The 13955-nt window shown below is 71.7% G+C and carries 11 protein-coding genes and 1 pseudogene; 6 read left to right on the plus strand and 6 right to left on the minus strand.

The window, feature by feature from the left end; translation table 11 throughout:
* Window positions 1–80 precede the first annotated feature (80 nt).
* The gene (locus AB5L52_RS05670; RefSeq protein ID WP_369362821.1) at window positions 81–1037 is read right to left on the minus strand and encodes an SCO0930 family lipoprotein; all 957 of its coding nucleotides are present in this window, start codon (window positions 1035–1037) and stop codon (window positions 81–83) included.
* A gap of 254 nt (window positions 1038–1291) precedes the next feature.
* On the opposite strand from AB5L52_RS05670, the gene AB5L52_RS05675 reads away from it, so the two are divergent.
* On the plus strand, window positions 1292–1861 hold the full coding sequence (locus tag AB5L52_RS05675) for a hypothetical protein (RefSeq protein ID WP_369362823.1): 570 nt from the start codon (window positions 1292–1294) through the stop codon (window positions 1859–1861).
* Between the two features lie 33 nt (window positions 1862–1894).
* The gene (locus AB5L52_RS05680) at window positions 1895–2659 is read left to right on the plus strand and encodes a hypothetical protein (protein WP_351568368.1); all 765 of its coding nucleotides are present in this window, start codon (window positions 1895–1897) and stop codon (window positions 2657–2659) included.
* Window positions 2660–2815: 156 nt separating this feature from the next.
* Here the strand turns inward: AB5L52_RS05680 and AB5L52_RS05685 are convergent, their stop codons facing one another.
* The gene (locus AB5L52_RS05685) at window positions 2816–3595 is read right to left on the minus strand and encodes a hypothetical protein (RefSeq protein ID WP_351022634.1); all 780 of its coding nucleotides are present in this window, start codon (window positions 3593–3595) and stop codon (window positions 2816–2818) included.
* Between the two features lie 333 nt (window positions 3596–3928).
* Here AB5L52_RS05685 and AB5L52_RS05690 point away from each other — a divergent pair, with 333 nt between their 5' ends.
* On the plus strand, window positions 3929–4618 hold the full coding sequence (locus tag AB5L52_RS05690; RefSeq protein WP_369362824.1) for a class F sortase: 690 nt from the start codon (window positions 3929–3931) through the stop codon (window positions 4616–4618).
* Between the two features lie 36 nt (window positions 4619–4654).
* On the opposite strand, the gene AB5L52_RS05695 is transcribed toward AB5L52_RS05690, so the two are convergent.
* Together AB5L52_RS05695 and lysX are read right to left on the minus strand one after the other, a co-directional pair.
* The gene (locus AB5L52_RS05695; RefSeq protein ID WP_369362826.1) at window positions 4655–5488 is read right to left on the minus strand and encodes a polysaccharide deacetylase family protein; all 834 of its coding nucleotides are present in this window, start codon (window positions 5486–5488) and stop codon (window positions 4655–4657) included.
* Between the two features lie 292 nt (window positions 5489–5780).
* Window positions 5781–9059, minus strand: coding sequence for a bifunctional lysylphosphatidylglycerol synthetase/lysine--tRNA ligase LysX (gene lysX / locus AB5L52_RS05700; RefSeq protein WP_351022643.1), 3279 nt, complete (start codon window positions 9057–9059; stop codon window positions 5781–5783).
* A gap of 422 nt (window positions 9060–9481) precedes the next feature.
* On the opposite strand from lysX, the gene AB5L52_RS05705 reads away from it, so the two are divergent.
* Window positions 9482–9961, plus strand: a complete 480-nt coding sequence (locus AB5L52_RS05705) for a universal stress protein (RefSeq protein ID WP_351022646.1) — start codon at window positions 9482–9484, stop codon at window positions 9959–9961.
* 39 nt (window positions 9962–10000) lie between these two features.
* On the opposite strand, the pseudogene AB5L52_RS05710 reads toward AB5L52_RS05705, so the two are convergent.
* Window positions 10001–10135: pseudogene (locus tag AB5L52_RS05710) on the minus strand (MFS transporter); the annotation flags it as partial.
* Window positions 10136–10468: 333 nt separating this feature from the next.
* Between AB5L52_RS05710 and AB5L52_RS05715 the strand changes: the two are divergent.
* Window positions 10469–11893 (plus strand): amino acid permease, encoded by a 1425-nt coding sequence (locus tag AB5L52_RS05715; RefSeq protein WP_369362828.1) that lies wholly within the window; start codon window positions 10469–10471, stop codon window positions 11891–11893.
* A gap of 10 nt (window positions 11894–11903) precedes the next feature.
* Here the strand turns inward: AB5L52_RS05715 and AB5L52_RS05720 are convergent, their stop codons facing one another.
* Window positions 11904–13052: a CapA family protein gene (locus AB5L52_RS05720; protein ID WP_369362830.1), complete on the minus strand. Its 1149-nt coding sequence runs from the start codon at window positions 13050–13052 to the stop codon at window positions 11904–11906.
* 228 nt (window positions 13053–13280) lie between these two features.
* Here AB5L52_RS05720 and AB5L52_RS05725 point away from each other — a divergent pair, with 228 nt between their 5' ends.
* Entirely contained in the window at window positions 13281–13850 is a 570-nt protein-coding gene (locus AB5L52_RS05725; protein ID WP_351022655.1) for a sigma-70 family RNA polymerase sigma factor, read from the plus strand.
* The last annotated feature ends 105 nt before the right edge of the window (window positions 13851–13955 follow it).

Here is a 13955-nt window from a genome sequence, read left to right on the forward strand (position 1 = left end):
CCCCCTCCGTGCGGTGCGGAGGGGGCGGACCTTCGGTGGCGCTCCGGGTCGGGCGGGGCGATCGACCCTGGGGAGGTGATCTATTTGCCCGGCGCGCCGACCGGCTTGCCGTCGGGCGAGACGGCGTACCACGTGCCGCCCACGCCCTGACCGTTGGTGTCGCCGGGGGCCTTGTCCCCGGAGAAGGTGTAGATCGGCCAGCAGTTCACGGTCATCTGCTGCACACCGTCGGGACGCGTGAAGCCCATCAGGCCCTTCTTCTTGACGCCCTGGGTGTCGTCGGGCTTGACGATGCCGACGGCCGGCCACTTCACCAGGCAGGCCCCGGTGCAGTTCGAGATGACCTTCGGCCAGGCCTTGTCCTTCAGGAAACGGTAGACGGTCATGCCGTTCTTGTTGACGATGATGTTGCCGAGCTTGGGGTCCTTGCGGACGGACAGGCCGGGCAGGGAGGCCAGCGAGGCCTTCTTGCCGTCGGGGGCGAGCGCGAACCACTTGCCGCCCACGCCCTGACCGTTGACGTCTCCGCCGTTGACGTCCTTGGCGTAGCGGTAGGCGGGCCAGCCGCCGATGGTGAGCTGCTTGGTGCCGTCGGCACGGGTGACCTCGCCGAGCAGCGCCTTGTCGACGCCGGCGCCGGCGGTGGCGTCGCTGGCGGGCACCGGCGGCCAGGTGGTGGCGCAGTCGCCGGCACAGTTCGACTTGGGCGGATTGGCGGTGTCCTTGTCGAACCGGTAGAGGGTGAGGCCGGAGCCGTCGGTCAGCACGTTGCCGAGGTCGGGGTTGGCGGCCACGGTCAGCTTGCCCGCGGAGGCGGCCGGGCTCGGGGAGCTGGAGCTCTGGTTGCCGTCGGCGCCATAGCCGTTGCCCGTGCCGACTCCGGCGCCGGTGGTCGGGCTGCCCGCGGGCGCGGTGGCTCCGACGTTCTGGGCCGCCGAGGCCGGGGTCGTGCTGTTGTCCTGACCGCACGCCGTCGTCAGCGCCAGCACCGAAGCGGCTGTGGCCACCAGTGAGGCGGTCCGCCAGGAGGTCTTCATGTCCAACTCCCCATATTCGCCTGGATGTTGCGGCGCTCTGTCGCGCCGCCGCACGGCCATGGGTACGCACGGAGGGGGCCGGAGCGTTCAACGGGGCGGGGAAGTTCTTCGGGAAAATCTTTCCGGACCCTGCGCGACGCCCTGCACCACGCCCTGCACCACGTCAAACCATTGATCGCGCTATGTCCCCCTTTCGGAGCAATCCCGGCGCACTACGACGTACGACTGCCATCGGCACCCCCATGATCTTCGTCGTGCATGGACCCGAAGTGACCCGATGTGCGCCCGCCGCACGGGTGTTGGCCCTGATGGCGCTGACCTGGACCCTGGTGGGCTGCCCGGTCGGCAGCGCGTCCGCCGACGCCTGTGCGTACGCCTCGGCGGGCCCGGACGGCACGGTGGCGCTGGCGTACGCCGGCGGCCACCACTGGCCGGCCTCACCGCCCTGGCCGGACCCCGCCCTGCCACCGTGCCGGCCCACGCCCGCCCCGACTCCGCCCCCGTCAAAGCCGACGCCGACTCCGCGCCCGGTGCCGAAGCCCACCCCGAAACCCAAGCCGCCGGCCCGGCCCGCCCCCGCTCCGCCGGCGCCCCGGCCGACGCCGACTCCCACCCCCACCCCCACACCGACGCCGACGCCCAGGCCCGAACCGACGCCGCGCCCCGCCCCCACCGTGCGCCCCCTCGCGACGAAGGTGAGCTATCCGGCGTATCACCCGCACCCCGTCGCGCACACCGCGCCCGCCCACACCGCGCCGGTCGTCTACGTCCTGCTCATCACCGTGCCGGCGATCGTCGCCGTCGCGGCGCTGCGCCCGCGCTGACGCGTGGGCCGGCTCACCTTTTGGAGGTATCCGTTGCCGGATTGGCTTGTTCTCGTCCTCGCGATGCTGGCGGCCTGTGCCGTGGTGGTGGTCGTCACCCTGCTACGGAACAAACGCGCCCCCGTGGACGAGGATCCCAGCGAGACCCCGGACGTCATCGAGTACATGACGATGTGGATCGGCGTCGTGTACGCCATCGTCCTGGGTCTGGCCATCGCCGGTGTGTGGGAAGCCCGCAACTCCGCCCAGGACCATGTGCAGAACGAGGCCCAGGCCCTGCACGAGATCTCCGAGCGGGTCCGGGTCTATCCGCCGAACGTCCGCGACCGGATCCGGGCCGATGTCAACACCTATGTCAGCTATGTGGTCGACCATGAGTGGAAGACGATGTCCCACCAGGAGCGCGTCACCGACCGCGGCGCACAGCTGCTGCAGAAGGTCCGCCAGGACGTCACCGACTACCAGCCGAAGAACGACTTCGAGGCGCAGGCCTACCAGCCGCTGCTGGACCAGATGACCGCCGCCGACCAGGCACGCAACGCGCGCGCCGACTCCACCGGGGACACCATGCCGTCGGTGGTGTGGTGGGGCCTGCTCACCGGGGCGGTGGTCACCGTCGGCATGGTGTTCGCGCTGCAGATCCGGCGCACCAAACGGGAACTGGTCCTGGCCGGGCTGTTCTCCGCGACCATCGCGTTCATGCTGTTCCTCATCTGGGACTTCGACGCCCCCTACAGCCGGGGCATCGCGGTGACCGCGGAACCGTTCATGAACCTGTTCCCGGGCATCACCGGATAGTCCCTACACCCTGCCGCCACGCCCCTGCGGACAGCGGCCGGCCGCCCCTGCTGAAAGGCTTCGCCCCGGTTCCCGCAGGGACCGGGGCGATCGCCGTATCGCCGTACGCCGTGCGCGGGGGCGAGCCAGGAGTCCGGAACAGCGGACGACGGGGCGTCAGAACCGCTTCTCCTTCCGGCGACGCAGCCAGTACATGCCGCCCCCGACGACGGCCCAGGCCACCAGTCCGGCGCCGATCGCCATGTCGGCCCGTGTGGCACCCGAGGTGATGCCGCCGCCGAACCCGCCCTGGACGCCGCCGAGCACGGTGAACGCGGCCGGGTGCAGCAGGCTGCGGCCGTCGCAGTGGGCCGTGACGTCGTAGTGGCCAGGACGGGCGTCGCTGTCGATCCTGGCTCGCGCGCGCGAGACGTCCTCGCGCAACGGGTTGAGCCGGGTGGTCGGGAAGGCGCGGGAGGAGATCGTGCCGCCCTGGCAGCCGTCGACGGTGACGGTGAGCCGGGCGCCGCTCGCGATCACGCCGGGGGCGGCGACGATGTGCATCGCGCCACCGTCGCCGCGACCGCCGAGCTCGCCCCCGCTCCCGGCGTTCCGGTTGTCGGCGTTCCCGCTGCCGGCGTTCCCGTTGTCGTCGCCCCGGCCCGCGTCACGGCCGTCGTCGCCGAAGCCGCGGTTGCCGTTACCGTTGCTGCTGTCGTCGTCGTTGTCGTTGTCGTTGAAGTGGCCGTCGAAGTTGAAGTTGCTGCTGAGGCCGCCGCTGCCGGGGACCCCGCCCGGGTTGCCGCCGTTGGACAGGCCGCCGCCATTGCCGAAGCCCGCACTGCCGCTGGACGGCGCGCCGCCGTCGCCCATGCCGTCCGCGACGGCCACAGGGGGGGCGAGCCCGAGCACGGCGACCGCGGCGCACGCGGCCACCAGGGCACGTTGGTTTCGCATGTGATCCTCCGCGGGAGGCGGTCCGGGACCTGTCCCCGGTCGATCGGCGAGAAAACGCCTCCCGGGAAGACCGTGGGGCGCGCGGAACACGCCCGCATGTCGAGAATCGTCCGTCCTGGTGAGGCAACACGCCCGACAAAAAGCACACAATCGGATATTGCCGCAGGTCACAGACCGTCAGAAAAATGCTGGGAACGGCAACTCGGATGGCGCACCACGCGGGCCGTCGGCCACCCGTTCGCCGCTCCACCCGTCGCCCGCCGCGCGCGCGGGACTTAGCGTTTTCTCATGCGCGATGGAGGTGGTAACGGCCGCGTCGAGAGGGGCTGGCACATGCTTGCGTCCGACCTGTCCACGCTCTCGGAGCTGGCCGAACTTGCCGAAGAAGACGAGCGGCGCAGGAAACGCGCCCCATGGGGCGTGATGGCGCTTCTCCTGCTGACCGGCCTGGCGCTCTTGCGCAATGGTTCGGGGGAGTTCGACGTCGGTCCGCCGCAGCCCGCCTCGGCGGCGGCTCCGGACATCCGTACCGGCATGGGCACCTTCAGCGCGCCCGCGAAGCCGCTCGACTTCTCCACCGTCGACCGGATCCGGATCCCCGCGATCCGGGTCAACGCCCCGGTCATGCCCGTCGGTCTGAACGCGGACGGCTGGGTCGGCGCGCCACCGGCGGACAACGCCAACCTGGCCGGCTGGTTCACCGGTGCGGTCTCCCCCGGCGAGAAGGGCACCGCCGTCGTCGTGGGGCACGTCGACAACCAGCGGGGTCCCGCCGTGTTCTACGGACTCGGGGCGCTGAAGAAGGGAAACCGGATCGAGGTCCTGCGCAAGGACGGAAGAACCGCGGTGTTCGAGACCTACGGCGTCGAGGTCTTCTCGAAGAACCGGTTCCCGGGTGAGCGCGTCTACGGCTCGAAGGGAACTCCGGAACTCCGGGTCATCACCTGCGGCGGCGGATTCTCCAAGCGGAACGGATACGACGGAAATGTCGTCGTCTTCGCCCGCCTGGTCGCGGTGAGCTGAGCCACCGCGGCCGGGTGGGAAAAGCCCGGAGAACCGTCACACGCGGCGGGGCGGAACCGTCAGGTGATATCCGGAGTCGAGGAGATAGGGCAGCCATTCACGGATCGCGTGCACGGTCTCCGAGCGATCGCCGCCCGCGTCGTGGGAGAGCACCACGACCCCGGGGGCGGCGCCGCTCTCCACCCGGTCGATGATGGTGTCGGTGCCGGGCTCCATCCAGTCGGTGGTGTCGACCGTCCACGCCATCGGCTCCATGCCCATCTCGGCTCCCAGCTGGAACGCGGCCCGGTTCCAGGCGCCGTAGGGCGCGCGGAACCACTGCGGGGGCTCGCCGTAGGTGTGCTCGATGATGTCGCTCGTGCGCTTCATCTCGGAGTGGATCTGCTTGCGGTTGAGGGTCGTCAGCAGCGGATGCGTCCAGGTGTGGTTGCCGACCACATGGCCTTCGTCGGCCATCCGGGCCACGAGTTCCGGGTAGTCGGCCACGCACTCGCCGCACACGAAGAACATCGCCCGCACGTCGTACTTGTCGAGGGCGTCCAGGATGTGCGGGGTGTAGTCCGGGTTGGGCCCGTCGTCGAAGGTCAGCATCATGCGCCGGCCGCGCCCGGAGATCTGGAGGATGGGTTCCCTGCGGACCTTCAGTTTCCGCGGCTCGGTGTGCGGCGGCCCGTCACCGGTGAGCGGCTGGAGCCGGAAGGCGGAGGGCTTGAGCGCCTGACGGGCCTGTGGGCCGGAGACCGGAGGAGCAGCCCGGGTGGTCTCCGTGGCACCGCCCGCCAGAACGCCTCTCGCGGTCCCCGCGGCGCCCAGGGTGGCGGCGCCGGCGAGGAGCATCCGGCGCCGGGTGAAGAAATGATCCTTCTGCATGACTCATCAGTCGCCCCACCGAACTCCGGCGCACCGCAGCGACACTGATGCGGCTGCGGGAATACACCCGGACGGCCGAGTGCGGGGGCGGTGGGGTCCGCCAGGCGGGGTGGTGCCGTCGCGGGGTGGTGCCGGGGTTCACGCGGGCCGGGAGAGCGGGGCGCTGCCCCGGGGGCTACCGGCTACCCCGGGGGGCTGAACTCGTCGCGGCCGCTCGGTGCCGGGCCGGGTGTGTCGCCGTTCGTCCGCCCGGCGGCCGGGATCGTCGTGGTCGCCCGGCAGCGGACGGGTCTCAGCGGCGGCGCACCAGCGGGAACGGGAGGGTCTCGCGGATCGTCAGGCCGGTGAGGAACATCACCAGGCGGTCGACGCCGAGGCCGAGGCCGCCGGTCGGGGGCATCGCGTACTCCAGGGCCTCCAGGAAGTCCTCGTCCAGCTCCATGGCCTCCGGGTCGCCGCCCGCGGCCCGCAGGGACTGCTCGGTGAGCCGCCGCCGTTGCTCCACGGGGTCGGTCAACTCGGAGTAGGCGGTGCCGAGTTCGGTGCCGAAGGCGACGAGGTCCCAGCGCTCGGCGAGCCGCGGGTCGGTGCGGTGCTGCCGGGTCAGCGGCGCGACGGAGGTCGGGAAGTCCTTGTAGAAGGTGGGGAGTTGGGTGCGTTCCTCGATGATCCGCTCATACATCTCCAGGACGACGTCCCCGGGCCCGTCGTCGGCGGTGTACGGCACCCCGGCCCGGTCGCAGAGCCGGTGCAGACGCAGCAGTTCGGTGCCGGGGCCGATCTCCTCCCCCAGCGCCTCGGAGAGCGCGCCGTGGACGGTCTTAACCGGCCAGGGCCCGGAGATGTCGTACTCCCGCCCGTCCTTGCGGGCCACCGGGGAGCCGAGGGCGGCGGTCGCCGCGGCCTGGATCAGCTCGCGGGTGAGGTCGAGCATGACGTCGTAGTCGGCGTACGCCTGGTAGGCCTCCAGCATCGTGAACTCGGGGTTGTGCTTGTAGGAGACGCCCTCGTTGCGGAAGGTGCGGCCCAGTTCGAAGACCTTCTCCAGGCCGCCGACGCACAGCCGCTTCAGATACAGCTCGGGGGCGATGCGCAGATACATGTCGAGGTCGTAGGCGTTGATGTGAGTGGTGAAGGGGCGGGCGTTCGCGCCACCGTGGATCTGCTGCAGCATCGGGGTCTCGACCTCCACGAAGCCGCGGTCCAGCAGCCCTTGGCGCAGCGCCTGTACGGCGGCGGAGCGGGCCCGGATCACGGTGCGGGCGGCGGGGCTGGTGGCGAGGTCGAGATAGCGGCGGCGGACCCGCACCTCGGGGTCGGTGAGGCCGCGGTGTTTGTCGGGCAGCGGGCGCAGGCATTTCCCGGTGAGCTGCCAGGAGGTGACGAAGACAGTGGGTTCGCCCCGGTCGCTCAGGCCGGTGCGACCGGTGGCGGTGATGTGGTCGCCGATGTCGCAGCCGGCGGTGAAGCGGTCGAGGGCGGCACCGGAATCGCTGCGGGTGAGGGCGATCTGGTGGTCGCCGGACCAGTCGCGCAGCACGGCGAAGACGATCCCGCCGAAGTCGCGGACCAGCATGAGCCGTCCGGCCACGGTGACGTCCGCGTCGGGGGGCACGTCGGCGAGGGCGTGGGTGGGTGCGGGGACGCCGACCGGGTAGGGGTCGGTGCCGGTGGCGCGGAGTCCGTCCAGCTTGTGGTGCCGGACGCGGACCTGTTCGGGCAGGCCCGCGTCCGGGGCTGCGGGCCCGGCCCGGTCCCCTCCGTCGAGGCCGAGCTCCGTCAGGGGCGGCAGCCCGTGGGCGGTGGCGGGCCGCTGCCCGGTCTTCGGGTGCCCCTTTCCCCAGAGTTTGCGCAACGACGGGACGGAGACGAAGCCTTCGGCGATGCCGGAGGCCAGGCCGATGCGGGCGAGGGAGGCGGTCTCGCCGTAGCAGATGAACCGCGGGTACCACTCCGGGTGGTATTTGGCGTTGGAGCGGTACAGGGCCTCCAGTTGCCACCAGCGGGAGAAGAAAAGCAGCAGACGGCGCCAGAGCCTGAGGACGGGTCCGGCGCCGATCCGGGCGCCCTCCTCGAAGACCGACCGGAAGACCGCGAAGTTCAGTGAGATGCGGCGGACGCGCAGCTTGGGAGCGGCGGCGCACAGGTCGGCGACCATGAACTCCATGACCCCGTTGGGTGCGGCGCGGTCACGGCGCATCAGGTCCAGGGAGACGCCGTCGCGACCCCAGGGCACGAAGGAGAGCAGGGCGAGGAGCCGACCGTCCTCGCCGAGGGCCTCCACGAGCAGGCAGTCGCCGTCGGCGGGGTCGCCGAGCCGGTCCAGGGCCATGGAGAAGCCGCGCTCGGTCTCGGTGTCGCGCCAGGCGTCCGCCTTGTCGACGATCTCCTCCATCTCGTGTTCGGTGAGGGTGGCGTGGCGGCGGATGCGGCAGGTGGCGCCGGTGCGCCGGACGCGGTGCACGGCCTGCCGGATCACCCGCATGTCGCGGCCGTCCAGGTCGAAGGCGGCCACGTGCACGATCGCCTCGTCGCCGAGCTGGAGGGCGCCGAGTCCGGCGCGGGCGTAGGCGCGGGCGCCGTCCTCGGAGGCGCCCATCACGGCGGGCACCCAGGCGTAGCGGCGGGCGTGGTCCAGCCAGGCGGCGATGGCGTGCGGCCAGGCCTCGGGGTCGCCGACGGGGTCGCCGCTGGCGAGGCAGACGCCGGCCTCGACACGGTAGGTGACGGCGGCCTTGCCGCTGGGCGAGAAGACGACGGCCTTGTCGCGCCGGGTGGCGAAGTAGCCGAGGGAGTCCCGTGCGCCGTAGGCCGAGAGGAGGAGGCGGATGCGGGCCTCCTCGTCGCCGTGCAGGGCGGCTTCCAGGCGCTGGGAACGGAACAGCGTGGCGGCCGCGTTGAGCAGGGCGAGGGCGCCGAGCAGGCCGAGCACGAAGGTGACCTTGCGGGGCGGGCGGCCGGAGAAGGTGCCGGGCGGGAACAGTCCGCCGAGGACCCGGTCGGCCGCCCAGACCAGATGCTCGTTCGCCGGCAGCGTGCCCGGGAAGAGCAGCACCAGGCCCCAGCCGAGCAGGATGGCCACGGCGAGCCCGGCCAGCAGGACGCCGATGGCCCGCCACAGGGCGCCGCGGCGGGAGGCGGCGTAGAACTCCCTGCGGGCCAGGACGAGCAGGAGCAGCAGCAGGCCGCACAGGACGAAGGACGGCACCGACTGGGCGTACTGGCCCAGGATCAGGCCGAGCGCGTCGGTGAGGACGAGCAGGCCGAGATAGACGACGACCAGCCACCAGGCGACCTTCTTGCGGGCCGCGATGGCGCCGGCCAGCAGGAACAGGAAGACGGCGTAGGCCAGGTTGGCGCTGATGGGTATCAGCAGCTGGTCGAGGATGTGGGCGACCGGGCGGAGCACGCCGCGCAGCGGCTCGATGAGCGCGAGCAGGGCGCACAGCAGGCCGAGGGCGGCGAAGAGCACCGCGAAGGCCTCGGGCACCCAGCCGAGCCGCCCGATCGCGGGCGGGCCGGCCGGGGCCCCGAGGTCGCTGCGGGCGACGGGCTCCGCGCTGGCGGTCATGATGTCGACTCTAGGAAGGGGTCGCGCGCCTCGCCCGTCGAGAGGGCGCCAGAGCTCTTGCCGGACGGTGCGTTGCCGGCCCGTGGAGACGGCGCCCGAGCCCATGCCGAACGGCATGTGGCCGGCCCGTCGAGCCGGCACGGGAGCCGTGCCGAAGGCAGCGCGGCTGGTCCGTCGAGACCGCGCCCTGCCCGTGCCGAACGAGGCGCGGCCCGCCCGTCGAGCCGGGGCCCGGGGCCCTACGACACGAGGCGCGGCCCGTCCCCGGGGCCACAGCGCCCACACCCGTACCGCACGGCCGACGACCCGCTCCGGAGGTGGCACCCGGCACCGGTGCCGTACAGCCGACGCCCGGCCGTGTCTCCCGGTGTGGGACAGCCCCTCGTCTCCGCGGGAACGGTCGATTCCGATAGCCTCTCGTCGTGACGGATCAGCACGAGCAGCACTCGCCCTCGCATTCGGGGTTCGAGCGCGGTACGGACGGGCCGAAGGTCATCGTGGTCGGGGTGGACGGCTCCGACTCCTCGCTGCGGGCGGCCGCGTACGCGGGCGGGCTCGCCCGGCGGCAGCACGCGCTGCTGGCCGTGGTGTACGTGCAGCCGGTGCTGGCGGCCGGAGCGGCTCTCGGGGCGCCGGTGGCGGAGACGACCGACGAGATCGCCGAGGACCTGGTCACGTACATCCGGGAGGCGGCCGAGCGGGTCAAGGGGATATTCGAGGTGCGCTGGGAGTTCCACACCTTCCGCGGCGACCCCTACAACGGCCTGGTGAAAGCGGCCGACGACCTCAAGGCGGACGCGGTGGTCGTGGGCGCCTCGGAGCAGGCGGGGCACCGGATCATCGGCTCGGTGGCGGTTCGGCTGGTGAAGGCGGGACGCTGGCCGGTGACGGTAGTTCCGTAGCCTCCCGAGGCTCCCGTAGAGGCGGGGGCGGGGCGCGGGCAGCAGAACGCCGGCGAGGGCTGTAGACGGTCCTGTGAGGCTCGCCGGCACGCCCCACAGGGCGATCAGGGCGGCCGTGGTGGCCTTGCCGGCGATCGGCCAGGCGGACAAGGTGCGGGGGACCCGGTCGTGCGGGCGCAGCCCACTCGTACAACCGTTGGTTGTGGCTCTGCCCTGCGTGTCGACGTGATCGGGGCGGCACGGCCCTCGACGTGGTGACGGTCTTAGACGCGCGCACGGTCGTCGGTGCATCCCGCTCACCGGCTCGACGCCGGCGTACCCGCGCTCCCTGGTCTGAGGCGCCGCATACACGCACCCGGGGCTCGTCTCAGCGCCGGGCAGTCGGTCCGGGCCCGCGGCCCGGATCTGGACGCCGGCCTGGGCCGTGCGTGGCGTCTTCCCTGCGCGCCGCCCCTGAGACATCATGATCCGCCGTCAGGCGTTGCCGTCGGGGAAGAGGTGAGGCGTATGGCCAAGCTCCGCGCGGGTGAGGGGATTCTCCGCCGCAAACCCATCGAGCACATCGAGGAGACCGAGGTCGGCGAGGGCACCCGGCTGGACCGGTCCCTGGGCCTGTGGCAGCTCACCGCCATCGGCGTGGGCGGCATCATCGGCGCCGGCATCTTCACGCTGGCCGGCACTGTGGCCAACGGCACGGCCGGACCCGCGGTGCTGGTGTCGTTCCTGGTCGCCGGTGTGGCGAGCGCCTGTGCGGCACTGTCGTACGCCGAGTTCGCCGGGCTGATCCCGAAGGCGGGATCGGCGTACACCTACGGCTACGCGGTGCTCGGAGAGTTCGCGGGCTGGTTCATCGGCTGGGACCTGCTGCTGGAGTACACCGCGATCGTGGCGGTGGTGGCCATCGGCATCTCGGGGTACTTCAGTTTCCTGGTCGAGGAGACGGGCGCGCATCTGCCGCACTGGATGCTGGGCGCTCCGGGCACCGGGGACGGACACCGGGTCGATCTGTTCGCGGCGATCCTGTGCCTGCTGATCGCCTGGCTGCTGAACCTGGGCATCCGCAGCGCGGCCCGCTTCGAGACCCTGGTGGTGGCGCTGAAGGTGCTGGTGGTGCTGCTGGTGATCGGGGTCGGTGTGTTCCACATCGACACGGCGAACTACCACCCGTTCTTCCCGTACGGCGTCGGCGGCGCCTTCACCGGGGCGGCCACCGTGTTCTTCGCGGTGTTCGGCTACGACGCCATGTCGACGGCGGCCGAGGAGTCCAAGGACGCCCAGCGGCACATGCCGAAGGCGATCATCTACTCGCTGGTGGTCTCGATGGTGCTGTACGTGGCGGCCTGCCTGGTGCTGACGGGCATGCAGAACTACCGGCACATCGACCCCAAGAGCGGATTCTCCACCGCCTTCAAGTCGGTGGGCCTGGACCGGCTCGCGGACGTGATCGCGGTGGGCGCGATCATCGGCATCCTCACGGTGATGTTCACGTTCATGCTCGGCGTGACCCGTGTCTGGTTCTCCATGTCCCGTGACGGGCTGCTGCCCCGCTGGTTCGCGAAGACGCACCCGACACGCCACGTGCCGACCCGCGTGACCTGGATCGTCGGGGCGGCGTCGGCCGCCATCGCCGGGTTCGTCCCGATCGGCTCGGCGGCCGAACTGACCAACATCGGCATCCTGCTGGCGTTCGTGGTGGTGTGCGCTGCGGTGATCGTGCTGCGCTACCGGCGTCCGGAGCTGCCGCGCACCTTCCGTACGCCGTGGATGCCCGTCGTGCCGGCGCTGGGTGTCGTCTTCTCGATCTGGCTGATCACATTCCTCATGTGGGAGACCTGGGTCCGGTTCGCGGTGTGGTTCGTGATCGGCTGCGTGGTCTACTTCGGCTACTCCTACAAGCGCTCGGCGCTGGCCGGGCGGCGGCCTGCGGAATAGCACGGGGTGATCACTCCCCCATGACCAGGCCGTCCTTGGCGGCGCCGCGGCTGAGCACCACGTCCCGGATGCGGTTGCGCACCCCGTCCAGGGCGGCGCCGTCGTCGATGGCCCGGTTGACGTCCACCACCCGGCCGGCGTCGAGGTCGTACAGCTGCGGGATGAACTCGGCCTTGGTGACCCGCCAGCGGTCGCCCTGCCGGGCGGGCGGGGCGAAGGTGAAGCGGCCGATCGTCGACTCGTTGCCGCGCGCGTCCCGGACGCCCTGGGCGTTGTACATCGCGCCGGCGATCTGGTCGCCCATGCCGTAGATCACCCAGGTCCCGTTGACCTTCTCGTACGCCTGCGGGACATGGGCGTGGGTGCCGAGGATCAGGTCGATGTCCGGGCGGCCGTCGGTGGTGGCGGCGGTGAGCCGCTGGGCGAGGCCGAGCTGCAGCTGGTCCGGGGCGTCCTGCCATTCGGTGCCCCACTGCACCGAGACCACGACCACATCGGCGCCGGCCCGCCGGGCGGCACGCGCGTCGGCGATCATGCGCCGCTCGTCGATGAGGTTCACGGCCCAGGGCCGGCCGGAGGGCACCGCCGTGCTGTTGGTGCCGAAGGTGTACGCGAGGTGGGCGACCTTGGCGGGGCCGGCCTGCAGGATCGTGACCGAGTGGGCCTCGGCCTGGCTGCGGGCGGTGCCGGCGTGCCGCAGGCCGGCCCGGTCCATGGCGTCCAGGGTGCGGCGGATGCCCTCCGCCCCGTCGTCCAGGGAGTGGTTGGAGGCGGTGGAGCAGCCGTCGTAGCCGGTCGCGACGAGGCCCTGGGCGATCTGCGGCGGTGACTTGAAGGCGGGGTAGCCGGAGTACTCGCCGTCGGCTCCGTAGACGGTCTCCATGTGACAGAGCGCCAGATCCGCGCGGGCGACGACGGGTTGGACGCCGGAGAGCATGGGCCGGAAGTCGAAGCCGCCCTCGCCGGAGTCGTAGGCCGCCCGGTCGATGACGGAGGTGTGGGGCAGGACGTCACCGGAGGCGACGAGGGTGAAGCCGCGGGTGGGGGACCCGACCGGGGCCGCGTGCCCGGACTCCTTGCGCGCATGGTCCTGGCAGGCGGCCGCGGCCGCGAGGACGGCGGTGAGGACCAGGGCCACCTGTTGTCTTCGTCCGATCATCACCACACCCCAGGAATGTCGTATTTACCGACAAGGCCATCACGGGCATATGAGTACGAAGCTGGCTCATCGGATAAACAGCCTGAGCGCTGTCCTTAGCCCATCCGGTGCCGTGCCGAAGCGTGCGCCCGGACGTCCGCCCGGCCGTTCGCCGACGCGATCGAGCGTCCCGCGCGGACCCGTGCGCGCGCTCTGTTCCCCGGCCGCGCCCTGTGCTGCCATACGGCCATGACGGCCGGAACCTCACTCATCCACGGGACCATGGCACCGACCCACCGGACGACGACCGCCGACCACGAACTGGCCGCGCTCCAGCGCGAGCACGGCGGACCCCTCTTCACCCTGCTGCTCAGACTCTGCGACGGAGACCGGCAGCGCGCCGAGGACCTCGTCCAGGAGACCCTGGTGCGCGCCTGGCAGCATCCCGAGGCGCTGCACGCCGACGACTTCGACTCCGTACGGCCCTGGCTGCTGACGGTCGCCCGGCGGCTCGCGATCGACGCCCGGCGGGCCCGGCAGGCACGGCCGCCGGAGACCGGTGACGAGATCCCGGAGACCGCGCGGGTGACGGCCGATCATGCCGAACGGGCCGCCGCGATGCTCGACGTCCGGGAGGCTGTGAAGACACTCACGCCGGAGCACCGTGACGTCCTGGTACTCGTGTATTTCCTCGGGGCCAGTGTGGCGGAAGCGGCGCAGACCCTGGGCGTGCCACCCGGTACCGTGAAATCCCGCGCGTTCTACGCGCTGCGCGCGCTGCGCCGGGTCCTTCCGGGTTATGCGGCCGACCTGCACTGAAACCGGCCGCAGTGCAAAGCTCTCGCAAAGCGCCTTGCTGTGGCCCCCGTTCGGGCAATGGGCTGTCCTCATGCGCGTCCCGGCCGAGGGCCGGGGCCGCGGCCC

The organism is Streptomyces sp. CG4 (genome assembly GCF_041080655.1).
In the GTDB taxonomy this organism is placed as follows: Bacteria; Actinomycetota; Actinomycetes; order Streptomycetales; family Streptomycetaceae; genus Streptomyces.

Bases quoted from the DNA above. Each gene is read 5' to 3' on its own strand.
- AB5L52_RS05670 (WP_369362821.1), bottom strand. From the start codon at position 1,037: ATGAAGACCTCCTGGCGGACCGCCTCACTGGTGGCCACAGCCGCTTCG.
- AB5L52_RS05685 (WP_351022634.1), bottom strand. From the start codon at position 3,595: ATGCGAAACCAACGTGCCCTGGTGGCCGCGTGCGCCGCGGTCGCCGTG.
- AB5L52_RS05690 (WP_369362824.1), top strand. From the start codon at position 3,929: ATGCTTGCGTCCGACCTGTCCACGCTCTCGGAGCTGGCCGAACTTGCC.
- AB5L52_RS05695 (WP_369362826.1), bottom strand. From the start codon at position 5,488: ATGCAGAAGGATCATTTCTTCACCCGGCGCCGGATGCTCCTCGCCGGC.
- lysX (WP_351022643.1), bottom strand. From the start codon at position 9,059: ATGACCGCCAGCGCGGAGCCCGTCGCCCGCAGCGACCTCGGGGCCCCG.
- AB5L52_RS05715 (WP_369362828.1), top strand. From the start codon at position 10,469: ATGGCCAAGCTCCGCGCGGGTGAGGGGATTCTCCGCCGCAAACCCATC.
- AB5L52_RS05720 (WP_369362830.1), bottom strand. From the start codon at position 13,052: ATGATCGGACGAAGACAACAGGTGGCCCTGGTCCTCACCGCCGTCCTC.
- AB5L52_RS05725 (WP_351022655.1), top strand. From the start codon at position 13,281: ATGACGGCCGGAACCTCACTCATCCACGGGACCATGGCACCGACCCAC.